The sequence below is a fragment of the Bacteroides sedimenti genome, from assembly GCF_040365225.1.
GTDB classification, from domain to species: domain Bacteria; phylum Bacteroidota; class Bacteroidia; order Bacteroidales; family Bacteroidaceae; genus Bacteroides; species Bacteroides sedimenti.
In genome coordinates this window covers 582,374-607,487 of sequence record NZ_AP028055.1, presented here as the reverse complement: position 1 = coordinate 607,487, position 25,114 = coordinate 582,374, and the positions used below count along the sequence as shown (strand labels likewise).

Genomic DNA, 25,114 nt, shown 5'->3' with positions numbered 1-25,114 from the left:
ATTATGTTGGCACTAGAATGGTTAAAAAATGCGCACGCTGCAATGGACAGAATTGAAGCAACCCAATTGGAAAACATTAAGAAAGCGGCGACTTTGATGGCCGATTCAATTGAAGCTGGACGCTGGGTTCATACATTTGGATGCGGTCATGCTACAATTCCTGTTGAAGAGATGTATCCACGCATCGGTAGTTTCGTTGGTTTTCACCCACTGTGTGAAATGCCACTCACCTTCTTTACCCAGATTATCGGTCAGATGGGCATCCATCAATTCCTTTTTCTTGAAAGAGAAGAGGGATACGGTGTGGAAATTATGAAGAACTACGATTTTGTTCCACAAGATACCATGTGGATTTTTTCGCATACCGGTATCAATGCCGTAAATATCGATATGGCACTCGAAGCTCAAAAGAGAGGAATGAAAGTGATAGTATTCGGTTCTGCAGGTGCATCAGCAGGAAAAACTACCCGCCACTCCTGTGGCAAGACTCTGTTTGAGATAGCCGATGTAGTTGTTGACTCGTGCGTTCCATTGGAAGATGCATCCGTTCCATTGAAACATCATTATGACAAAGTGGGTCCACTTTCCACCCTTGGGTTTGTTACCATGGTATGGATGACAATTACAACTGTTGCCGAGATACTAGAAAGCCGGGGAGTAAAACTTCACATTCACCCGTCGCATAACATTCCGGGTGATACTACTGCCCGTGAGAGACTGGACGAAGCCATTTCAGAGTACAAAAAACGTGTAAAGGTGTTATAATGAAGAAAACGAAGTATTTTATTACGCTGTGCTGCCTTATTTCAGCACTTTCGGCTCAGGCTGAGGCATGGATAAGAATAAATCAGGTGGGATATCTGCCCAAATCGAAGAAGGTGGCGGTTTTTATGAGCGATGAAAAAAGTCGTTTGGGCGATTTTTCATTGGTCGATGCGACCAACGGAAAGATTGTGAAACGATTCAGCTCAGTAAAAGAGGTGCCCAAATTCGGAAAGATGAAGAGTGTGTTCCGGCTGGATTTCAGCACATTCCAGTCTACAGGGAATTATTACCTGAAATGCGGCAAATACAAATCGCCCGTCTTCCCCATCGGTACCAGAATTTACGACGGAACAGCCGACGTTCTGCTCAACTACATGCGGTTTCAGCGATGCGGATATAATCCGTTCCTGAAAGACAGCTGCCATGTACACGACGGATACATTGTTTATCACCCTACTAAAACAGGACAGAAGATTGATGTGCGTGGCGGATGGCACGACGCTTCGGATTATCTGCAATATACCACCACCTCGGCCAACGCCATCTACCAGATGATGTTTGCATATCAGCAAAACCCAAAATCGTTCAAGGACGAGCATGATGCAGCCGGATTGCCTGGAGCCAACGGAATTCCGGACATTGTGGATGAAATTAAATGGGGGCTCGACTGGCTTAACCGGATGAATCCGGACAAAGGAGAAATGTATAATCAGATTGCCGACGACCGCGACCATGCCAACTTCCGCAAGCCAACGGAGGATAAAGTGGACTATGGATACGGACCGGGACTGGGTCGTCCGGTATACTTTTGCACCGGGAAACCACAGGTACGTGGCCCATTCACCAATGCAACCACCGGCATAGCATCAACAGCCGGAAAATTTGCATCGTGCTTTTCACTCGGAGCGGAAATATTGAAACCTTTCTATCCCGAGTTTGCCCGACAAATTGGAGCAAAAGCCGATAATGCATGGCAGTTTGGTGCTGCCAACCCGGGGAATTGTCAGACCGCTTCGGTTAAATCGCCTTATATCTACGAAGAAGAAAACTGGACCGACGACATGGAGCTTGCCAGCGCACAGCTTTACAAAGTGACCAAAGACAAGAAATACCTGAGTGCAGCCCTGGAATATGGACGGAAAGAGCCTGTTACACCGTGGATGGGAGCCGACAGCGCACGCCATTATCAATGGTATCCCTTTATGAATATGGGGCATTACTTGCTGGCTAATATCGATGGTGATGCAAGGGTAAGCAAGGAATTCATAAGGAAACTGCGTACCGGAATTGAGAATGTGTACCAGAAAGGAAAAGATTCGCCTTTCCTGGTGGGTGTACCATTTATTTGGTGTTCCAATAATCTGGTTACTGCCATGATTACGCAATGTCGGTTGTACCGTGAACTGACCGGTGACTTACGTTACGAAGAAATGGAATCGTCTCTGGTGGACTGGCTGCTGGGATGCAATCCATGGGGAACTAGCATGATTATTGATTTCCCCAAGAATGGAGATTTCCCTTCCAAACCTCATGCAGCTATTACAGCCATGGGAGGCGGCAATCCTACCGGAGGACTGGTAGATGGTCCGGTTTATCAGAATATCTTCAAAAGTCTGCGAGGAGTGGTTCTCACAGACGGAGAAACGTACGACCAATTCCAGCCCGACGAAATGGTTTATCACGATTGTGTAGGCGACTATTCGTCCAACGAACCCACAATGGACGGAACGGCAAGCCTCACCTACCCTTTCTCGTCATTACAGGCCGACGGGGCTAAACAAGAGATGGAACTGAGAAAATAGCCGTTTGCGAAGCTTCTATTTATAAAAATCGTCCCACGACAATGTGATAATTCTACATGTCGTGGGACGATTTTTGTAATATGCTGCTGATATCTCTATTTAGTATCAACTCAAGACATGCAAACTTTATCCGAATATGCTTTATCCGCAAAATAATCCCGCCTTGAACCTTGTCACCCCAACGTTCTTTAAGCATTATCGAAAAAAACTCCCACCGGTCGCTTTTACACAGACCAACGGGAGTTCTATCTATTCAGTTTTAGTCGAGCAAAAGCACAAACTTGCTAATTATTCTTTTATTTCCACTTGATCCAATTCATCAAAATACTTATTTAATTCTTCTATATTCCTAAACGGAGGAGGATATAAAAATGAATATGCTTTTTTAATTTTATCACATGTGATATACTTTTTCTTTTTCTTATACCAACTCTCTATTGCTAATATTATTTTAGCATTTACAACAGTATTACCTGGGTATGACGCAAAATTTTGACCTGATAAAAGTGAGATTGCCCATAGGAATTCAACATTATCTCTTTCTTTTACTAACACATCCTTTGATGAACCTCTCGTCATTTTTTTCATTGAAGAAAGATTCTTCTTGAATAACGAGTCAATATTTACGTCACAATCTTTATTACAAGAATTTACTTTTACTATGCAGAAAGCATTTAGCAACAGCAATATGAATATTATTTTTTTCATAATTCAATTTCTTAACGTTTTACACCTGTTACATTACCTGCACCATTTACATAAATAATAACTGTTTTGATGGTATTTCTGTAAAAATTTGAACTTCATGCAATTATTACTTAATTAATGGATAAAATGAGTTTAGTAAATTCACCTTTTTTACTATTTAAGGCAAATCATTATATATTTTATTATCATTAAAAATCGACCTCTTTTTAAATGATTGTAAAGCATTATTAAAATCAATTATATTTTAAACAATGCTATCAATTAGTTTATTGGAGCAGTTGTTAAACAACGCTACTTTTTTTACTATTTATACCTAATGTGTTTTTATATATAAGATTTTTTGATTTATGGGTTCTCATTAAAAATATAAATAATATCCTACATTTCCAACCAAACAATTATTTGAAAGTACCTTTGAATATGCTTAACAAGACCTACTCTTAAACTACTCATAACTTTACTTCGTTTTATGTAACACTATATTAGGACTAGACATTTATGAAAAAGAAAGCATGACACAGTTTATTTTACGCTCCCGATATTTTTTAAAGGCGCAACTTTGAATAGAATTATAGATCTTTTCTGCATCTTATATTTACTATTTTCATAACATTGAATACTTAATGTATCATAACTAAATTTAATTTTGTCTTTATTATTAATTAGGGTTGAATCTATTAAAAAACGTATTCGATTTATAAGATTGATTTCTTCCAATTTTTCTTTACTCTCAACAAGACCCCAATGATCTGCTGAATCTTTTTTTATATCATTATCAAACAAAGATCTTTCTTTTGTTTGATAATGATAGTTTAATGTTTTTTTAAGAATAACATCTTCGACTTTTATTTTAGATACACTCAATACACTTTTATTTATAGTAAAGGTACAAATAAAATAGGCAAATCCCTTTATCGTATCATTTACATTTAATTTAAATACAACATCTTTATTTAAGTATACATTCCTAATCGGATATTCGTCTTGACTTGCACTACTTATAAAAATCAATGATAGAAAAATAATCAATGGTATTTTTTTCATACTTCAATCTATTTTAATGGATAAAAGCTATTTATTAAACGTTTTTGTTCTTTTGTCATTTACATCATAGAAAAATTCAGTTTCAAGGTCTGACAAATTGCTGTATTCTTTAACTCCATATATATTTGAAGATCCATTGGTTTCATGAATCTTTTAAAACTGATTTCCGTTATATGTAAACTCGTCATTGCAAACTGACGGTGCTAAACAAGAGATAGAACTGAGAAAATAGCCGTCTGCTAAGCTTCTCTTTATAGAAATCGTCCCACGAAAATGTGGTAATTCTTCATGTCGTGGGACGTTTATTTAATATGCTGCTATATATAGGATTTCTGATTTATAGGTTTTCTCATTCTTCATATGGGAAAGTATAAAAAGGTGGATTATACATTGATGGTGGTGGTGGAACTACCTTTTTTTTACTAGTTATATTACATTTAAAAGTAAATATTTTCTTTTCGTCTAATATTAGCATTTTATCAAATTGCAAATTTCCAACAATCAAAACAGTTTGATTATTTACTTCAAAATAGCCCAGAATTGGATATTCATTACTAGAGCAGTTTAAAACAAATTTTGCTCTCTCATAAATCATGATATTTACATAATTTGTATCATTATCACCTTTTATCTTTTCTATTAACAAAAAGCAATTCTTAGCATTCAAATAATTCTGATTATTACTAATTACAATGGCTATCAGCGAATCAACTTTTTCATTATTGATAATTATTCTTGAGAGCTCCATTGACAAAATATTGTCCCCTATAACATTTTTCGATTTAGCTATATGAGCACATCCACTTGTAAACAATAATATAAGCAACAATGCTATTGGCCCTATTTTCATCGATTTATTTTATTAATATTCTTTTGTTATTATATTGATTATAAGTATTCTGACCTGGATTACATACACTTAACTTTCAAGCTTTTTATACTTGTGAGCCCTAGTTCCTTCCGGATCCTTTAACCAAGCATAATAAGAATTACGAGATACTTTTAATACTTCCTACATCACCTCAATCGCCCAACTTCCAGAATTATAATCCCGTATAAACTGGAAAATCAGCGATCGCTCTTGGAGATGATACTCAAATCCTTTTTAAAATATCACGCTCTGTTTCCGCTTTCTGCAGCTTCTTTTTCAAATCTGCAAGCTCTTTGGCTTCATTACTTAAAGCCTGAATCCCGTTGCTGGAGAAACTCAAGGCACCTTATGACTCATATTCCTTACGCAATCGGTAAAGTAGCATCGAACTTATCCCAAGCTCACTATCTAATTCTGATACATTCTTCCGTTCAGAACTCAACTTGACAACATTCTTCTTAAATAACTTGTCATAATGTGTTCTCTCTTTTTTCGTATCACAAAATTAAGATTCTATACTTAACTCTGTGTCCGCGCTAAGTTATCAATTCCATATCCAATCTTTTCTCTTTCCCAAGTAAATTATATCATATTCTGAATTAATATAATAAACATTATAAATAGGACGTCTTATTGAGTTACATAATTCCTTATCCGTTTTTGGATGTAAATTATTGATTTCTTGCAAATTATATTTCAAACTATCAGTGAATAAAAAATTATTTATATCTAATTTAAAATCCATTGAACTTAATATAATGTAAAAACCTCTATATTTATAAAAGGGTATATCAAACGACTTAAATTTTTCGTTTATTTTATCTTCTTTTCTTAAAACAGGTACTGGTGGATAATTAGTTGAAGCTGTAAGAATATAATTCGTATCATTAGCGGTAGTGAAAAACAACATTATTATTTTCTTTGTAATACTATTTTTAATCTCATTATCAATAACCGCAAACAATTGTTTGTTTTTAACAAAACTATTATTCATTTTTTTATTTGATGAATTATGACAAGAAGTCAGAATTAGTAACATCAAAATAGGCATAAGAACTCTCATATCATTTCAGTTTAATTAAAAAAAACAATAAATTTACAGATGCAGTTTTTTAACAAATACACGTGATTTCCAAGGTATGTATTGGTATATGTTTTTTGTATATTTATGATAAACATAATGCGGTGGCTGTGGAAGTTGATTGTGATTGCTGCAATACATATAATCATAACAAATATCAGTCATATCACACCACATATAGCCATCTTTTGCATTCCCAATTACCGATGCTCCTTTTTCTTAATTTTCTTTTGAATGAGAGTGTACTTCAAATAATATATTTTTATTTTCAAACATCAAGGTTGTTACGCCTGTTACACTTTCATCATCTGCATTAGTTTTACTTAGTGATGGCAAAATAATCTTATCAGTTACGATAATATTATTGTTTAGTATCTTTCTCGCTTTGTCCACATTAACTACATTCTTGTTGCCAATAGCTATTAACCTGTCTGTTTTGTCCTTAGTTTCTCGCCACAACCAAATTCGCCCGTCGCTATTGATTTTATAGTCATCCATTCCGTCTAAGTCTATGCTATTTATTGAATTGTTAGAATAGAAAGCATAAGGCGAAATAGAATAATATTTCTCCGCCAACGGATCAATCGAAGTAAATCGCTGAATAGCGGGATAATATCCTCTTGCACCATAATCATAAGTATCGTAGCCGTGCATTTCAATGAACTCTTTGCCGTTGTATTTATACGGTTGTACATTTGCTCCTTCGCTTTCCCCCCACGGCAGTCCGGATGGATGATTGATGGTCCGGATACAATTCCTAAACAGTACCATACCCGACAAATTTAACAAATTATATGTAATCGTTACTACTTTGCAGTCAAAACCTTCATTCATATTGCCATTTACATCATAAAAAAATTAATTATCCGGATCTGACAAGTTGCTGTATTCTTTAGTTCCATATATATTAAATTCTAGTGGTTTTATAAATCTTTTTATTGAGCTTAATCACATATAATTAAGAGTAAGCTATTGCATTAACTTAGGTGGTGCAGTTGACTCCCCAAAAGGGGTGGAGATGGTGTAGATAAAACGACTGTTTTTCGATTCTAAAAAATGAAAAATGAAAATTCTTCTAAAAGAATTTTTTTCAAATATGATTTTCTGGAAACATAAAAAGCTTGTTTTTACTACACCATCTCCACCCCAGAAAATCGTATATTATTGATTATATTGCATTTACATCGAATATCAAATGGTGCAGAGGAACTTATTGGTGCAGTAATATCACAAAAAACAGACCTAAATGAATGGACTTTGGCTATGGAAATAGATAAAAACAGCATGCAGCTATCTGTTATAACACTTACTACCATAAATTTGGGGTACCAGGGGTAGCAGACTAAAGTAAGCCTTTTTGTAAATCATCACCACACGGTGTTCGTATAAATTGAATCACCTATTATATTAATTCTTTCTTCATGGAAAACTAATCAAATCAACAAGAACAATTAACCAAAACAACGGCAATGATTACCTCAATCTTGTACATCATTAGCTCCAATCATGTACATGATTCAACCCAGTCTTGTACATGTTTACCCCCTAATCTTGTACATGATTGGGATAATGTGTCCCAACGTTTCGGTTAATTGATGGGATTATTACCGTAACAACCGGTTTAGAGTTAGTAACATCTGTGGCTAACCTAAAGTGGGCACTGCGGTTGTTGCCAATATTAAGGTTTATAGAGAGTTAGTCTGTTGCAAACACTGTTTTAGGTTGACAAATAAGCTAAAAACCCTAAGAGTGGTTGATTTTTTAAAGGTGCAAACCCTAAAAAAGATTGTATTTTGCTTTTTAGACTAGTGATTATCCTTAAGCATCTCTCCTACTCTGAGTTGTAACACTCATTATCTAACACAACCGTTCTAGAGATATGAAAATATTAGAGATATTCAGCCTATTACTTATAAGAATATAATTTTGTAAACAATTTTAGTGGCAGTGTGGCAGAGAAAACATTCTATTTCTGGTTCTGTAAATCGTAATTTGAAAAAAAATCTTTTTGAAGATTTTTCAAATTTCATTTTTTGAAACCGAATAAACCTATTTTTTACTGCCACACTGCCACTAAAATTATTTACAGAAGCTAGATAAAGTAGCATTAACAATAATCCAAAATAACAATCAGACTGATTCTCAGTAATATAGAGAAAGATATAAACTCTTACTGAAGATATAATAAAAAAATCCTCCCCCGATATTAAATTAACCGGGAGAGGATTTATTAAGTTATCCTGATAAAACTAGCTTTCTTTACCTAAAAACGTACACCTAATGTTAGTATTACCTGCTGTTTATCATTGTTTACAGCAGTCTTGGATAAGTCTATTTTGTCAAATGGATAGAAATCTTCCTTGTATGCACTGTATTGGTATGCCAGGTCTGCATAGAAATTACCGCTTCTGTAACCTAAACCAAGTGTGTAATTGTTGATTGATTTTTCGTTTGAGAAATCAGTATCGGTACGCACTGAGTTTAAAGGCAGACTCTTGTATGCATCACTTGCATAGGCGGCATTGCTATAGTTATAACCAGCACGGATAGCAAACTCCGGAACCAGTTTAACTTCAGCTCCCAGACGAAGTGTGCTCACTCCTTTCAGATAATCTTTTATCATGGAGTTTTCACCTTTCATATTAACATCGTCATAGTAGCTAAGCTTAGCAGTGGAATAATCCTGATACTCGTATTCTGCTCCCAAAGCAACATTGCTTCCAATGGTATATCCCATACTCAGGTTATATTTCCATGGGGTGCGGAGTTTATACTGTGTAACGGCGTCGCCGGCAATTTCCTTATATGTATCTATTTTGTACGAGTTTACAGGTACAATATAGTCGTCTTTATTAACATCAGCATCTGATGTAAGGATTGCGCTATTGTATAATGTCAGGTCGTAGAATGTGGGAGTATGGATTGCAGCTCCTATTCTGAATGGAGAGTCCTCAACCGGACGAAAAATTATACCTGCCTTGAAATCAACACCTGTACCGGTTGTACGCATAAGGCTTTCCAGAGAATATGAATAGTCTGAATTCTGAAGAAAATAGCCATTATCTACTACAGGACTGCTTGGGAAGTATTCGCTGTACAATGTATTCTTGGTATAGTTCAGATCATAAGCTCCTACAGTAAAACCGAGATATACGCGGTCATTGAAATTGAATGAAAGATTGAAATCGTATGCATCAATACCGCCTCTTTCCCAGGATCTGTAACTACCGGAAGGATCGTCGGCAGGGAATCCGATATATTCACCTGATTTTGAAGTGGGGTGAATCAAACAACCGTTCCATCCCAGAATAGAGAGCCATCCGGCATCTGCACTGTTACTGTTCAAATAATCAAGCGACATATCTCCGCCCACAAGGTCTCTACTCAGATTAGCCATCTGGTCAGTCTGCGACAGCCCACCTAGATTGCCTCCCATCTCAAAATTGCGGTTAAAAGATTTTGCCTTATGATAATTGAATCCAAAGTTAACATACTTCAAAGCTGTTTGATTGCCAATCTTGGAAGAATAGACAAACCCGATATTATCAAATGAACCGCGATACTTATCGGTATTGATGGTGGTTCCATTAAAGTTACTTTCCGAAGTGGTGTAATTAAAACCAAAGGTGGTCATTAAGTCATGACTCCTGAACAAACCGATGCCTGCAGGATTCACTCCAATGGTAGATATATCTCCACCCAATGCCCCCATGGCACCGCCCATGCCCACGAAACGTGCTGTTCCATTCAGATCTTTTCCGGAAAATTTGGCTGCATCGTATATAGTCTGGGCGCCGGCTTCTGTGCCCAATAAAAGGGCACATGCCACTAGCTTAATTAAATTTCTTGCTTTCATAGAATTATTCTTTTAAATGAATACTTTTATAAACTTCAATCAAATTATATTTTATCTTCTTCCACCACTGGAACGTGAGCTTCCGCCGCTGGATGAACCTCCGCCGGAAGAACCTCCGCTGGAACGTGAGCTACCAAAACTTTCGCTTCGTGAAGAGCTGCTGCTTGGTGAATAGCTCCTGGATGGTGATGAAGAGCGACTGTTGTTATCGTATGAGGATGGTCCGGTTGAACGACGAGATCCTTCACCTGGAGAGTAACTTCTTGTACTGGTACTATTCCCACGGTTATATGTACGGGTAGCAGGAGCAGTTGACTCTGACCGATTGTAAGATGAACCTCTTCTAGTTACCGTTCCGTCATCTGAAGGTGAATAGGTGCGGGTTGAACTTGGACGAGTGTAACCTGATGATCTTCTCGACATTCCATCTGTACGGCCCGAATTGATTGTTTCAAAGCGTGAACCCGATCTACGGATTACTCCTGAATTATCATCACTGCGGGTACCTATTACTCTGCCCGATGCGGTACGGCGGACAACTCCGTTAGTTGTACGGTCTTGTACACCGGCAATGCGTGAAAAGCCGGAAGTGCGGCGACCGACATTATCTCTACCAGCAATTCCAAAATCAGAGCGGCGTGTATTGTAATAGCCTCCTACTCTTCCTGCACCTCCATGCCATCCGTAGTAAGGACTACCCCAGTAACCTCCATAATAACCACCCCAATATCCTGGATAATAACCATAATATGGATAACCCCAGCCATAATCAAAGCCAAAGCCCCAGCCATAGTAATTATAACCCCAGTTATATCCGAAACCGCGGCCTAATGTACCAAAACGCCAATCAGACCAAAGTCTGTTGGTAAAAGTAGGGAATGCATATGCATAAAAATCATCTACATAGATATTCCAGTCCCACGCGCTCAGGCCATATACAATATCCCAGTAGTACGGACTGCTGATGCTTACTGCAAATCGTGGATCATGAAACCGGATAATTCTTAATGCATATTCATAATCATCCTGACTTCCCTGGAATCCATTAATCCATCCACGATCTTCGTTATCTTCTTCAACATACAACGTATCGTTGTTAATATTGAATTTGTATTCATCGCTGTTGAAACGGCGATTATATTCGTCTACATCACGAACATTTCCATTCACGTCTTTTACTACAACCGGCATCGTTGTGGCTATAGTAGTAGTGGATGGAGTTTTCTTCACCCTTTCTCTCTTTACCACTGACGTGTCTTTCTTTGGGTTATAGTAAAGATCATCGTAATTTTGGGCCATTACCATCGGTGAGGCACAAATAGCGATTAGCAACAATCTTACAATTTTTTTCATGACTATTTTAGTTTAAAATTAAACCATCTCTTTTTTATCCGATACAAAGATAAATAAGGGTTTTATCCTTTTTAGAATAATTTCCCCAAATAGTAATAGGGATTTCCCTATTTTAGCTATCTTTGCAGATAAAATAACAGTGAAAAAGAAATTAATATGAGATATTTTGAAGTGACTCTTAAAGCTACCTCTTGCAACGAAACGGTAAATGATGTTCTTTCCGCTTTCCTGGGAGAAATTGGTTTTGAAAGTTTTGTTGAAGAGGCCGACGGTTTGAAAGCTTACATACAAGAACCACTTTTTGACGAAACTGCCTTGAAAGAGACCATCGCCAGTCTGCCTATAGAAAATGTTACAATCTCGTATACTTTTGAGCTGATTGAAGACAAGGACTGGAACGAAGAGTGGGAAAAAAACTATTTTCAGCCAATTGCTATAGACAACCGCTGCGTTATACACAGTTCCTTTCATAAAGATGTGCCAAGAGCCGAATATGATATTTTGATTAATCCACAGATGGCATTCGGAACCGGACATCATGAAACAACGAGCCTGATTCTGGAACAGCTGTTGGATGCTGAACTACAAGGCAAATCACTGCTGGATATGGGTTGCGGAACTTCTATTCTGGCCATTCTTGCAGCGATGCGTGGCGCAAACCCGATTACGGCAATTGATATTGACACCTGGTGTGTAGAGAATTCAAAAGAAAATATTCTCCTGAACAACATCAGCAATATATCAGTAGAATTAGGTGATGCCGATTCTCTTAAAGGGAAAGGTCCTTTTGATATAGTCATTGCAAATATCAACCGCAATATCCTGTTACGCGATATGGAAAGCTATACCGCATGCATGGTCAAAGGTTCGGAAATCTTTATGAGTGGATTTTATGTAGATGATATTCCTTTGATTCAGAAAAAGGCAGAAAGCCTAGGGCTGGAGTTTGTTAGTTATAAAGAAAAAAATAACTGGGCTGTAGTCCGATTCATTATGAAGTAATAGTTTATTCTCTCATAATTGATGTCTGATTAGTTTGAGCGGAAGAATTTGTTTTATCTTTGGGATGTTCAGGATAAAAAATAAAAACCAATGCTACTAATATAAGTATATAAAGTATCATCTGGCCTGCTATTTTGATAACTTCTTTTGCCATAGTACCAATTTGATTAAGATTATATAGAATGTTTTTCAATTTACTCTATTAAAACGAGGCATATTCGTCATTATTGCTTCTCAGCAGAAATATTTTTTTTCAGGGTAAGTGATTTTAATTGTTCCAGTGTTCCATTAAAGATATTCAGGTCTACATTCTCATCAACTCCAGGAATAGTACCGGCATCGGTATGCTGCCAGAATTTCCATGGACCTTTATATTCAACAGAATCAACGTAGTAGTGGGCTATCCAATAAGGATACTTATTAAAGACAGAATCATTCAGATAGTTAGTTTTGAAGCGATAAGAGGTATACAGTATCGGCCTGACACCATAATGAGCCTCCACTAAATCAAGCCAAAGCTTAACTGCTCTAACCAGGCTTTTTTTTGTATGCAGGCCTTTTTTCTCAACATCGAGCACAGGAGGTAAGTCTGCACTATCCAGCTTTACTGTATTAATAAAAAACTCCGCTTGTTTGGATGCTGGCGCTCCCGGGTTAAAATAGTGGTATGCGCCACGGATAAAGCCATATTGGCGAGCAGATTCAAAGTTCTTTTGAAAAGTATTATCTTTAAAATCACCGCCTTCGGTAGCTTTAATAAAGACAAATTGTAACGGATAATCGGGAGACTGATAATGCACCAGTTCTTTCCAATCAATTTCACCTTGATAATGTGAAATATCAATTCCATGCACCTCATACCCAAGAGGCATGCATACACCATATTCTTTATCTCCGATACAGGGCTTCCAGCGGTAAGAATAGGGACGGATAAAGAACCAGTAAAACAAAGCGGAAAAAATCAATATAAGAAATACAGCAAACACACGAATGAGCCACCGTGGCGTTTGCCTTGGTGTACCTTTCTTTTTGCGGCTATTGGTTTTTCCGGACAAACGTTTCTTTACAGGAGTGTTTTTTCTGGATTTCCGTGAACCGTTTACTGCTGATATGGGAGATTTATTCATTCAGTTTACTGATTCTCAATTTACTAAAAAGAATTCACCACAAACTTCACAGATATAGCAAATATTCATCGAAAAATTTCAAATATAAATTTCTGCCACCCGCGTAAATTTGTGGTGAATCATATATATAACCAACAAATATTGGTTATTGTTTATTACTTGCTCTGTTCTAATTGCAATGTTTTAGTAGGCTCGTCACAAACTTCTGTAGGGCCAAAGTATTGGATTGGTCCCGGATACACGTAGTCTGTATTGATAGCCCACTCATCACGTTTTGCAGCAAATGCATGGAATGGTTTACCATCAAGCTTAACAAGTGCTTTCTGAATAACCGGTTTCATCTCACCGTGACGTTTTTCCATATTCATCATCATTGTGATAGGCACACCTCCAGCAATCCATTCATCAGCAGGAGCTGTTGTATTGCGGATAGAAGACATGTAACCTGTCTTACCGTTACCAATCAACGCAGATGCAGCATAACCTAATGAATAGCAATAGTCGGCATCGTAGTTAGATGGAGCTGCACAACGACCTTCGTAACCAAAGAAATGTACTTGAGAAGCAAACTTACCAACATACTTACCTTGTTCTTTCCATTCAGCCAACTTGTTACCGACCATTTCAGCCAACAACTTTTCAGTTTCAATTAATGAAACCTGTACGTTTCCATGAGGGTCACGATCCAATGTCAACTGACGTGCAACTCCTTCAGGAAGGCTTGCATAGATTTCAGCATTAGTTTTTGACAACTTAGAAATGATATAATCACGTTGGTGAGATTTCTTGATGTGAGAGAACTCTTCTGCATTGTTTGCAAGGAAGTCATTCAGTTCAGAAATCAATGCTTTCATTGCAGGAATGAACTCAATTAATCCTTCAGGAATCAATACGGTACCAAAGTTATTGCCTTGTGCTGCACGTGCTGCTACTGAATTTGCAATATAGGTAACAACATCGTCAAGAGACATGTTCTTAGCTTCTACTTCTTCAGAAACAATGCAAACATTAGGTTGAACCTGCAAAGCACATTCCAATGCAATGTGAGAAGCAGAACGTCCCATCAACTTAATGAAGTGCCAGTATTTACGCGCAGAGTTACAGTCTCTTTGGATATTACCAATAACTTCAGAGTAAACTTTACATGCAGTATCGAAACCGAAAGAAGTTTCAATCTGTTCGTTCTTCAAGTCACCGTCGATAGTTTTTGGACAACCAATTACCTGAACGCCATATTTCTTAGCTGCATAATATTCAGCCAGTACACATGCGTTAGTGTTTGAGTCATCACCACCGATAATGACAAGCGCTTTGATACCCAATTCGCGGATAATTTGGAGTCCTTTTTCGAATTGCTCTGTCGACTCAAGCTTGGTACGACCAGAACCAATCATATCGAAACCACCTGTATTACGATATTCGTCGATAATATCAGCAGTCAGTTCCATGTAGTTGTGATCAACCAAACCGCCAGGACCAAGAATAAATCCGAAAAGTTTGCTTTCTGGATTCAGTTTCTTTACACCGTCAAAAATACCTGAGATAACATTGTGACCACCAGGAGCTTGTCCTCCTGAAAGAATAACACCTACGTTAATTGCAGGATATTTAACAGCTTCGTCAGTTTCAACGAATTGAACGATAGGCATCCCATAAGTATTTGGGAACAGTTCCTTAATAGCGTGCTGATCGGCTACTGATTGAGTAGGTTCTCCTTCAGCAACTTTCACTGTACCACGCAATGCCTTAGGCAATTTAGGCTGGTAAGCAGCTCTGGCAATTTGTAATGCGCTTTTAGTCATTTTTTTTATATTTGTTTAAAGTGTGTTTACTATATAAGAAAATTAGCGTTGCAAATTTCGCTTTTTTTTCTGAATTATAAAAGCTAATCTAATTTAAAACTATAATTTAACCGGAAATTCACACGATGTTACAAGGCGCATCAAACAAGTAAAAAGAATAAATAACGAATAAATATTTTGGGGTCTCTTGATTGAAAATCGTGTATTCACACCAAACTCTCTGGAGGTAATTCCGGCGACTGTTTATTTGATTTGCTTTTAATAATTGCTAGCCGATTGTGAGAGTGTTCTTTAGAAATGTTGATTAATAAAAAATATCACATAAAGAAATTACAATATTTGTCAAAAATAACCACACAATATAACTACTTAAAAGAGAAGTTTTCACCTCTATGCTTATATATTTAATGAAAACAAAGAAAAGAACTCCGGAAAATTATCTATCTTTACCCAATATTTCATTAGCATTAATCATTAGTATTAATTAAAAAAAGAAAGACTATGGCTAGCAGAAAGAATTTAAAAAAGCACGTAAATTATATTGTAGGCGAATTGTTCACAGAGTGTATGATCAATAGTTTGTATGTGCCCGGAACAGATAAAGAAAAAGCAGACGAACTTATGGGGCAAATTTTGGAAATGCAACAGGAATTCGTGAGCCGCATCAGTCACACTCAACCTGGAAATGCTAAATTATTCTACAAAAAGTTCAAAGAGGATTTTGGAGTGCAAATTAAAACAATCATCGATAGCATTGCCGCGCTAAACTAATTATTTGCATTCAACAAAAGGATGAAAAAAGCAATTTGTAGTTTTATCTATCACAAAATAATGGGATGGAAGTCGGTGGTTAAAGTCGAAGATTATGATAAACAGATTCTTTGTGCGGCCCCACATACCAGCAATTGGGATTTTATCATTGGCAAATTATTTTATGCAGCTATCGGAAGAAAAACCGGATTTATGATGAAGAAAGAGTGGTTCTTCTTTCCGTTAGGCAGCTTTCTAAAATCCATGGGAGGTATTCCTGTATACAGGGACAAAAAAAATTCTATGGTAGAACAAGTAGCTACTGCAATAAATAACAGCCAAAAATTCAGTCTGGCTATCACGCCGGAAGCTACACGATCAAGAAATCCACATTGGAAAAAAGGCTTTTATTATATTGCAATGAAAGCCAACGTGCCAATCGTGCTGGTAGCAATCGACTATCCATCCAAAACAATTATCGCGGAGAAAGTAATCATTCCTTCGGGAGATATTGAAAAGGATATGCGTGAGATAAAGCTCTATTACAACCAATTTAAAGGAAAAAATCCGGAAAACTTTACTACAGGTTTATAATGAAGAAGGCTTTGCGTATTTCACTGGTACAAACAGATATTGCGTGGGAAAATAAACAGGAAAACCTCAGAAGACTTGAAATTAAACTTCAGAATCTGAGTGGAAAAACAGACCTGGTTGTTCTTCCTGAGATGTTTTCTACCGGTTTTACTATGCAAAGCCATCTTTTTGCTGAACCCATGAATGGAGAAACAATGAATATTCTCAGATTATGGGTAGATAAATATAACCTGGCCCTCACCGGAAGTTTTATATGTTCCGATGAGAGGAAATACTTCAACCGGGCATTTTTCATAACTCCAACGGGAGAAGAGTATTATTACGACAAACACCATCTTTTCAGAATGGGGCATGAACCAGAACACTTTGCTGCAGGTGATAAACGTTGCATTATAAACTGGCAAGGATGGAATATCTGCTTAATGATCTGCTATGACCTTCGCTTTCCGGTGTGGTGCAGAAACGTGAATAACGAATATGATTTACTTCTATTTGTAGCTAACTGGCCGGAATCAAGAAGCAATGTATGGAAAACACTTTTGTGCGCAAGAGCTATTGAAAACATGAGCTATGTTTGCGGTGTGAACCGTGTTGGTATAGATGGTCTGGGACTCAATTACAGCGGAGACTCCCAACTACATAATATGAAAGGGGAGAATATGATTCATTTCAAAGAAAACGAGGACACTGTAAAGACAGTAACTATTGAAATGGAACCTCTCCGTTTTTTTAGAAACAAGTTCCCAGCATGGCGCGATGCAGACTATTTCACTCTCCAGAACCCTCCCCTTCTGCAATCATAATTAATATCAGGCTAATATTTATTAAATATATTTAGCAACGAGATATTAATCACACATTTCATAAAATTAATTAGAAGAAATTCATATCTTTGTAGTTCTGAAAAAAAACAAATTTATCGTAATTTTATTATGAAGACTAATCTAAGTTCACAAATTACATTAAACCGGGTTTCTACTAAATATTACAAACCCGAAAACGCGTTTGAACGAACTGTTCTTACTCGTTTTGAAAAAATTCCTACAGATATTTATGAATCAGTGGAAGAAGGTGCACGTCAGATTGCTAAAGAAATTGCTTTCAGTATCCGGGAAAAACAAAAAGCCGGTGAGTTCTGTGTAATTGCTCTTCCTGGTGGTAATTCACCACGTTATGTGTACGACGAATTGATTCGCATGCACCGTGAAGAAGCGCTCAGCTTCCGTAATGTAGTAGCTTTCAGCATCTACGAATACTATCCGTTAGCTCCGGGTGGAACCAGCAGTAATATGAAATTATTGCAGGATTTATTCTTTAATCACATAGACATCAATCCACTAAACATATTCAGTCCAGATGGTACAATAACAAAAGATTCCATTTTTGAACAATGCCGTCTTTTCGAACAAAAAATCGAAGGCTTTGGTGGAATCGATATCATGTTATTAGGTATTGGCCGCACAGGAAACATTGGTTTTAACGAACCGGGTTCTCAAATAAACTCTACCACTCGACTTATTTTGCTGGATAATACCTCTCGCAATGAAGCTGCTAAACTGTTTGGTGGGACAGAAAATGTTCCTGTTAGTTCAATCACAATGGGTATTTCAACCATTCTGGGTGCAAAGAAAATATACTTAATGGCCTGGGGAGATGACAAAGCTCAGATGATTAAAGAAACAGTAGAAGGAAAAGTAACAGATACTATTCCTGCGTCTTATCTGCAATCACACAATAATGTACGTGTTGCAATCGACCTTTCTGCAGCATCAAATCTGACTCGTATCCAACGTCCATGGCTGGTGACCTCATGCGAATGGGATGACAAGCTTATTCGTAGCGCAATTGTTTGGTTATGCATGTTGACTAAAAAACCAATCCTGAAGTTAACAAATAAGGATTATAATGAAAACGGATTAAGCGAACTTCTCGCTCTTTATGGATCAGCTTACAATGTAAACATTAAAATATTCAATGACCTGCAACATACAATTACCGGTTGGCCAGGTGGAAAGCCTAATGCAGATGATACCAATCGTCCGGAACGTGCTACTCCATATCCAAAACGTGTGATTGTATTCTCTCCGCATCCTGATGACGATGTAATTTCAATGGGAGGAACAGTGAGAAGACTTGTTGAACAGAATCATGATGTACACATAGCATACGAAACATCTGGAAACATTGCCGTAGGTGATGAAGAAGTTGTTCGTTTTATGCACTTCATCAATGGCTTCAACCAGATTTTTGATGCTAAAAGCGATGTTGTTGGAAATAAATATAAAGAAATCCGCTCATTTATCAGCAATAAAAAAGAAGGTGACTTTGACAACTGGGACATGCTTAAACTGAAAGGTTTGATCCGTCGTGGTGAAGCTCGCATTGCATGTGCTTATGCTGGCATTAAATCAGAAAATGTGCACTTCCTTGACCTGCCTTTCTACGAAACCGGAAAGATTCAGAAATCACCTATCTCTGAAAAGGATGTTGAAATTGTACGCGCTCTGTTAAGAGAAGTGAAACCTCATCAGATTTTTGTTGCTGGAGACCTTGCTGACCCACACGGAACTCACCGCGTTTGTACAGACTCTGTTCTTGCTGCAATCGACATGGAAAAAGAAGCCGGAGAAGAATGGCTAAAAGATTGCCGCATCTGGATGTACCGTGGAGCATGGGCTGAATGGGAAATTGAACACATTGAAATGGCTGTTCCTATCTCTCCTGAAGAATTGAGACTGAAAAGAAATACAATCCTGAAACACCAGTCACAAATGGAAGGTGCACCATTCATGGGTAATGACGAACGTTTGTTCTGGCAGCGTTCTGAAGATCGTAACCGTGGTACAGCTGCGTTGTATGACAGCCTTGGTTTGGCATCTTATGAAGCTATCGAAGCATTTGTGGAGTACATTCCGCTATAAGTTGCCTGTATAAATAAATTCTGAATCCACAGATTAACACAGATTAGCAATATTTTCTGTGAGAATCTGTGGATTCTGTTTATGTAAAAGTGTACTTTTGTGTGTAAAACACGAAAGATGAAAAGAGTATATATGTTATTTTTCCTTTTAACTGTTTTATCAGTAAAAGGTTTTGCACAAGATATAGATAAAAATGTAGAAGTACGTTTGAAAGAGTTCTTTGAGAACTATACATGCTCCTCAGCCCAAATAGGTAAATGCAAGCTAAATAGCTTCCAGATTGATTATGAAGCAAAAAAACTGGATATATTTGCCTCCGACAATTTTGCGTACCAACCGTTTCTTCCTGAAACAACCGATGGAATTTACAGATATCTTTCCCAACTTCTACCCGGACCTGTATGCTATTTCAAAACAACCGTGTACAGTGGCGGAAAACCGATAGAAGAGCTTATTCCCAATATTTATCGTAAAAAAAGAAAAGACAAATCCCGCTTGATGGGAGAATTAGATTATACCGGAGCACCATGGGTAAAAAACATTTCACTTCCATATGAAATTTCTAAAGGTTTGCAAAACCGACACATTGCATTGTGGCAAAGCCATGGGAAGTACTACCGGAACGGAAATGGGAAAGGCTCCTGGGTTTGGCAGCGTCCACGCCTATTTTGTACATCTGAAGACTTATTTACTCAATCAATTATACTGCCATATGTAATCCCGATGCTGGAAAACGCTGGTGCGAATGTCTTTACTCCACGCGAAAGAGACATTCAAAAAAACGAAGTGATTGTAGACAATGACAACACTCGCTCGGGCTCATTATACATTGAAGTGAAAAGCAAAAAAAGTAACTGGAATACTGCAGATGTACCCGGGTTTGCACAGAAAAAGAATATACTCAGAAATAGCGACAATCCGTTTACAGAAGGAACCGTTCGCTATGCTCGAACAGAGAAAAAGAAAAACCGGGCATTTGCAGAATGGGTTCCCACAATTCCTGAAGATGGGAATTATGCGGTTTACGTTTCATATCAAACATTGCCAGGTAGTGTATCTGATGCAAAATACACTGTTATTCATAAAGGTGGTGCTACTCAATTCACCGTAAACCAACAAATAGGCGGTGGAACCTGGGTTTACCTGGGAACTTTCCCTTTTGCAGAAGGTTCTAACGACTATGGCATGGTTGTGTTAAGTAATGAAAGCAAAGAAAATGGAGTAGTCTGTGCCGATGCAGTACGTTTTGGAGGTGGAATGGGCAATATCGCACGTGGTGATACTGTTAGTGGTTCTCCTCGTTATTTGGAAGGGGCCAGATACTGGGCTCAATGGGCAGGTATGCCTTTCTCCGTTTATGGAGATAACACCAGGATTAATGATTATGCCGACGATATAAACACACGTTCTCGAATGATAAATTATTTATCAGGAGGATCAATCTACAACCCAAAACAAGAAGGCCTAAAAGTTCCATTTGAAATGACCATGGCACTTCACAGTGATGCCGGATATTCAAACGATAATAAAACTATTGGTTCTTTGGGAGTATACACAACTGATTATAATGATGGCAAACTCAATTCCGGTATATCTCGTTATGCCTCAAGAGATCTGACCGACATCATGATTACTCAACTTAAATCGGATATTGGTTCACAATTTGATGTAGAATGGAACCGGAGAGGTATGTGGGATAAAAACTATAGTGAAACCAGACTTCCTGCGGTGCCTTCTATGATTCTTGAGTTTCTCTCACATCAGAACTTTGCAGATATGACACTGGGACACGATCCTAATTTTAAATTTTCAGTTGGACGATCAATTTATAAATCAATCCTTCGTTTTGTGAGTTCACAACACAATGACAACTGCGTGGTTCAACCACTTCCGGTAAGTCATTTCTCATTGAAATTTGGAAAAAGAAAGAACAGTGTTGAGCTTTCTTGGAAAGGAGTAGAAGATAGGTTGGAACCTTCAGCAAAACCACAAAATTATATTGTATATACCCGCATAGGCAACTTCGGGTTTGATAACGGTGTACTAGTGGAAGGGACTTCATATACTGCCAAGATTGAACCTGATTTGGTATACAGTTTTAAGGTAACTGCCGTAAATAAGGGAGGGGAAAGTTTTCCATCCGAGATACTGTCTGCATATAAGGCAAAGAAGGAAAAAGCAAAAGTTTTGATTGTTAATGGTTTCGATCGGATTAGTGGGCCAGCCATCATCAACACCCCCGACTCTATAGGGTTTGACATTAAAAAAGATCCCGGAGTAGCATATCATTATAACATTTCTTATTGTGGAGCTCAAACCGGGTTCAATCGTAAAAATGCCGGTAAAGAAACTGCAGATGGATTAGGCTACAGTGGAAGTGAACTGGAAGGTTTGCTGATTGCAGGAAATTCATTTGATTATCCTTTTATTCACGGTAAGGCCATACAGGCATCACCGGGATATTCATTCGTATCATGCAGCAATGAAGCAGTAGAGAGTGGACGTGTAAAACTGGATGACTATCGTTTGGTGGATTACATTCTTGGATTACAGAAGGAGGATTCAACTACTTATAAAATGACCAATATCAGCTACAAGACCTTTTCTCCTAAAATGCAACAACTGATTACACGATACTGCCTGAAAGGTGGTAATATTCTGGTAAGCGGATCTTATTTGGGAAGTGATTTGAGCAATACAATTGCAGATCGGAGTTTTATGGAAGATATGCTTAAGTGTTGTTTCAATGGAAGCATTCAAGATACTCGTTCGGGGGAAGTGCTTGGTTTAGGACGTTCATTCACTATTTCCAGGGATCTGAATGAGAAATGTTATGCTGTTACAGCACCTGAATGCATTCTTCCGGTTGCTCCGGCTTTCCCGGTACTGAAATATGCAGAAGGAGGATACGGTGCAGGAACAGCTTATAAAGGAGACTATAGGACTTTTATTATGGGATTCCCCTTTGAGTCAATAAACAGTGAAAAACAACGGGCAGAAATCATGGCTGGAATTCTTCAGTTTTTAAACGGAAGATAGAAGGATTCTCATTATTATTTCTATCTTTGCTTATACGTATAACCTAAAAACAAAGATACCATGTACACAATACAAGCTAATGTATCCGGGTCCAGAAGCCTGGAAATTTCTGAAGAGAATCTGCTGACTATCCAAAAATATATGTTGTTTCACCATCTGATAAGCAGCAACGGGGTGGTGAGCGAACTGGATCTGGAAAAGCTCAGAATGAATATACGGTCATTAATCGCTTCACAAGAAAGCGATTGCAAGGATTTACTGGATCTATGCATAGATGTCATTTATCATAATAATATGAAAGCCTTCGGACTTCAACAGTTGATCAATCTTTATAAAGAGTGGGAAGCCAAAATCCCGGTAGAAGAAATAGCTACAGAAGCTGAATAAGTTCACAGCTTTCTTTGTTCCATCCACACGGGATATGTCAATTAACCTGAATATAGATTCATATTAAGGTAAAATACCTATCTTTGCAGCCATGAAAGAGTACAAACTGACAGATTGGTTGCCTACTACCAAAAAAGAGGTAGAGTTGCGTGGATGGAATGAAGTAGATGTTATCCTTTTTTCCGGGGATGCCTATATTGACCATCCTTCTTTTGGCGCAGCGGTTATTGGACGTATTCTGGAAGCTGAAGGACTGAAAGTGGCAATTGTGCCACAGCCTAACTGGCGGGACGACCTTCGTGATTTTAAAAAGCTGGGACGCCCCCGTCTGTTCTTCGGTATTGCTCCTGGGTGCATGGACTCCATGGTCAACCATTACACCGCTAATCGTCGCCTCCGTTCTGATGATGCATATACTCCTGATGGAAGAGCAGATATGCGTCCAGATTATCCTACGATAGTTTACACTCAGATCCTAAAAAAATTATACCCGGATGTTCCAGTAGTTTTGGGAGGCATCGAAGCTTCAATGCGCCGCCTTACTCATTATGACTACTGGGAAGATAAATTACGCAAAAGTATTCTGGCAGATTCCGGAGCTGACCTATTGATTTACGGAATGGGAGAAAAACCTATCATCGAACTTTGTGATTTGATGGGAAAGGGAATTCCATTTACAGAAATCACAAATATTCCTCAAACTGTTTTCATTCGAAAAAAAGAAGAGATAACAACTGATAATAGCGACATCTGGCTGTATTCACACGAAGAGTGCTTAAAGGATAAGAAAAAACAAGCGGAAAATTTTCGCCATATAGAGGAAGAGAGTAACAAAATGGAAGCTAGCAGGCTACTCCAGGCTGCAGAATCCCATGTGTTAGTCGTAAATCCTCCATATCCTCCGATGACAGAAGCAGAACTGGACCGCTCATTTGATTTGCCATATACCCGTCTTCCACATCCTAAATATAAAGGAAAAAGAATTCCAGCCTATGATATGATTAAGTTTTCTGTCAATATTCACCGTGGCTGTTTTGGAGGGTGTGCTTTCTGTACTATTTCAGCCCATCAAGGAAAATTCATCGTATCCCGTAGCAAGAAATCAATTCTGAGAGAGGTGAAAGAGGTGATTGAACTGCCCGATTTCAAAGGATATCTGAGTGATCTGGGCGGACCATCGGCTAATATGTATCGCATGGGTGGCAAAGACTTGTCAATTTGCAGGAAATGCAAACGACCTTCCTGCATCCATCCTAAAGTTTGTCCAAACTTAAATACCGACCATAGACCATTACTGGACATATACCACTCTGTGGATGCAATTAAGGGAATAAAGAAATCGTTTATAGGAAGCGGAGTGCGTTACGATCTGTTGCAACATGACAGTAAGGATCCGGGCGTGAACAAATCGACTGCTGAATATACGCGTGAACTGATAGCCAAGCATGTGAGCGGACGTCTTAAGGTCGCTCCTGAACATACTTCGGACCGGGTACTTAATATGATGCGGAAACCATCCTTTTCACAGTTTCAACAATTCAAGAAAACATTCGACAAACTAAATAAGGAGCTTTGCCTCAACCAACAACTCATACCTTATTTTATATCTTCTCATCCTGGTTGTAAAGAAGAAGATATGGCTGAATTGGCTGTTATTACAAAAAATCTGAATTTTCATTTGGAACAGGTACAAGACTTCACCCCTACTCCAATGACAGTAGCAACGGAGATCTATTATACCGGATATCACCCATACACATTAGAACCGGCATTCACAGCCCGAAACCCAAAAGAGAAACTGGCTCAACGGCAATTCTTTTTCTGGTATAAACGCGAGTATAAAAATCAGATTATCTCAGAATTAAATAAAATAGGAAGAAAGGACCTAATCAACAAGCTATACGGAAAGTAACTTAATTTACACCACTTCAACTATATCGATAAATAATTTTATCCAGTTTTGATACTTAATATATTGTATTTAAGCTGGATACTTTGTATTTCTACCTTTC

Annotated in this window: 19 protein-coding genes and 2 pseudogenes; 10 read left to right on the top strand and 11 right to left on the bottom strand. The window is 37.9% G+C overall.

The window, feature by feature from the left end:
- Positions 1–3: 3 nt before the first annotated feature.
- The gene (locus ABWU87_RS02290) at positions 4–765 is read left to right on the top strand and encodes a sugar isomerase domain-containing protein (RefSeq protein ID WP_353332906.1); all 762 of its coding nucleotides are present in this window, start codon (positions 4–6) and stop codon (positions 763–765) included.
- Positions 765–2,546 (top strand): annotated as a pseudogene (locus ABWU87_RS02285) (glycoside hydrolase family 9 protein); the annotation flags it as partial. The gene ABWU87_RS02290 and the pseudogene ABWU87_RS02285, both read left to right, overlap by 1 nt.
- Before the next feature lie 309 nt (positions 2,547–2,855).
- Here ABWU87_RS02285 and ABWU87_RS02280 read toward each other — a convergent pair.
- The 8 genes and pseudogenes from ABWU87_RS02280 to ABWU87_RS02245 all read right to left on the bottom strand — a co-directional run bounded on the left by ABWU87_RS02280 (position 2,856) and on the right by ABWU87_RS02245 (position 11,480).
- Complete coding sequence (locus tag ABWU87_RS02280) at positions 2,856–3,275, bottom strand: hypothetical protein (RefSeq protein ID WP_353332902.1); 420 nt, start codon at positions 3,273–3,275, stop codon at positions 2,856–2,858.
- 522 nt (positions 3,276–3,797) lie between these two features.
- Positions 3,798–4,319 carry a hypothetical protein gene (locus ABWU87_RS02275; RefSeq protein WP_353332900.1) on the bottom strand — a complete coding sequence of 174 codons (522 nt, stop codon included), beginning with the start codon at positions 4,317–4,319 and terminating at the stop codon, positions 3,798–3,800.
- Between the two features lie 349 nt (positions 4,320–4,668).
- Positions 4,669–5,169, bottom strand: coding sequence for a hypothetical protein (locus tag ABWU87_RS02270; RefSeq protein ID WP_353332898.1), 501 nt, complete (start codon positions 5,167–5,169; stop codon positions 4,669–4,671).
- A gap of 367 nt (positions 5,170–5,536) precedes the next feature.
- A pseudogene (locus ABWU87_RS02265) lies at positions 5,537–5,668 on the bottom strand (IS3 family transposase); the annotation flags it as partial.
- Positions 5,669–5,734: 66 nt separating this feature from the next.
- A complete protein-coding gene (locus ABWU87_RS02260) occupies positions 5,735–6,253 on the bottom strand; it encodes a hypothetical protein (RefSeq protein WP_353332896.1) in 519 nt (172 codons plus the stop codon).
- Between the two features lie 237 nt (positions 6,254–6,490).
- Positions 6,491–7,042: an RHS repeat-associated core domain-containing protein gene (locus tag ABWU87_RS02255; protein ID WP_353332894.1), complete on the bottom strand. Its 552-nt coding sequence runs from the start codon at positions 7,040–7,042 to the stop codon at positions 6,491–6,493.
- Positions 7,043–8,534: 1,492 nt separating this feature from the next.
- Positions 8,535–10,127 (bottom strand): TonB-dependent receptor, encoded by a 1,593-nt coding sequence (locus ABWU87_RS02250; RefSeq protein WP_353332892.1) that lies wholly within the window; start codon positions 10,125–10,127, stop codon positions 8,535–8,537.
- 51 nt (positions 10,128–10,178) lie between these two features.
- On the bottom strand, positions 10,179–11,480 hold the full coding sequence (locus ABWU87_RS02245; protein WP_353332890.1) for a hypothetical protein: 1,302 nt from the start codon (positions 11,478–11,480) through the stop codon (positions 10,179–10,181).
- A 156-nt stretch (positions 11,481–11,636) separates the two neighbouring features.
- On the opposite strand from ABWU87_RS02245, the gene prmA reads away from it, so the two are divergent.
- Positions 11,637–12,482: a 50S ribosomal protein L11 methyltransferase gene (prmA, locus tag ABWU87_RS02240; RefSeq protein ID WP_353332888.1), complete on the top strand. Its 846-nt coding sequence runs from the start codon at positions 11,637–11,639 to the stop codon at positions 12,480–12,482.
- A 4-nt stretch (positions 12,483–12,486) separates the two neighbouring features.
- On the opposite strand, the gene ABWU87_RS02235 is transcribed toward prmA, so the two are convergent.
- The 3 genes from ABWU87_RS02235 to ABWU87_RS02225 all read right to left on the bottom strand — a co-directional run bounded on the left by ABWU87_RS02235 (position 12,487) and on the right by ABWU87_RS02225 (position 15,411).
- Complete coding sequence (locus ABWU87_RS02235; RefSeq protein ID WP_353332886.1) at positions 12,487–12,636, bottom strand: hypothetical protein; 150 nt, start codon at positions 12,634–12,636, stop codon at positions 12,487–12,489.
- Positions 12,637–12,706: 70 nt separating this feature from the next.
- Positions 12,707–13,609 (bottom strand): glycoside hydrolase family 25 protein, encoded by a 903-nt coding sequence (locus tag ABWU87_RS02230; protein ID WP_353332884.1) that lies wholly within the window; start codon positions 13,607–13,609, stop codon positions 12,707–12,709.
- A 155-nt stretch (positions 13,610–13,764) separates the two neighbouring features.
- Entirely contained in the window at positions 13,765–15,411 is a 1,647-nt protein-coding gene (locus ABWU87_RS02225) for a diphosphate--fructose-6-phosphate 1-phosphotransferase (protein WP_353332882.1), read from the bottom strand.
- Between the two features lie 501 nt (positions 15,412–15,912).
- Here ABWU87_RS02225 and ABWU87_RS02220 point away from each other — a divergent pair.
- The 7 genes from ABWU87_RS02220 to ABWU87_RS02190 all read left to right on the top strand — a co-directional run bounded on the left by ABWU87_RS02220 (position 15,913) and on the right by ABWU87_RS02190 (position 25,014).
- The gene (locus ABWU87_RS02220) at positions 15,913–16,182 is read left to right on the top strand and encodes a hypothetical protein (RefSeq protein WP_353332880.1); all 270 of its coding nucleotides are present in this window, start codon (positions 15,913–15,915) and stop codon (positions 16,180–16,182) included.
- 21 nt (positions 16,183–16,203) lie between these two features.
- Positions 16,204–16,755, top strand: coding sequence for a lysophospholipid acyltransferase family protein (locus ABWU87_RS02215; protein ID WP_353332878.1), 552 nt, complete (start codon positions 16,204–16,206; stop codon positions 16,753–16,755).
- Positions 16,755–17,558, top strand: a complete 804-nt coding sequence (locus tag ABWU87_RS02210) for an amidohydrolase (protein ID WP_353332876.1) — start codon at positions 16,755–16,757, stop codon at positions 17,556–17,558. Before ABWU87_RS02215 ends, ABWU87_RS02210 begins: the two co-directional genes overlap by 1 nt.
- A gap of 129 nt (positions 17,559–17,687) precedes the next feature.
- Positions 17,688–19,676, top strand: coding sequence for a glucosamine-6-phosphate deaminase (locus ABWU87_RS02205; RefSeq protein ID WP_353332874.1), 1,989 nt, complete (start codon positions 17,688–17,690; stop codon positions 19,674–19,676).
- Between the two features lie 117 nt (positions 19,677–19,793).
- The gene (locus ABWU87_RS02200; protein ID WP_353332873.1) at positions 19,794–22,715 is read left to right on the top strand and encodes a xanthan lyase; all 2,922 of its coding nucleotides are present in this window, start codon (positions 19,794–19,796) and stop codon (positions 22,713–22,715) included.
- Positions 22,716–22,775: 60 nt separating this feature from the next.
- A complete protein-coding gene (locus ABWU87_RS02195) occupies positions 22,776–23,102 on the top strand; it encodes a hypothetical protein (RefSeq protein WP_353332871.1) in 327 nt (108 codons plus the stop codon).
- Between the two features lie 91 nt (positions 23,103–23,193).
- Complete coding sequence (locus ABWU87_RS02190) at positions 23,194–25,014, top strand: YgiQ family radical SAM protein (RefSeq protein WP_353332869.1); 1,821 nt, start codon at positions 23,194–23,196, stop codon at positions 25,012–25,014.
- Positions 25,015–25,114: the final 100 nt, after the last annotated feature.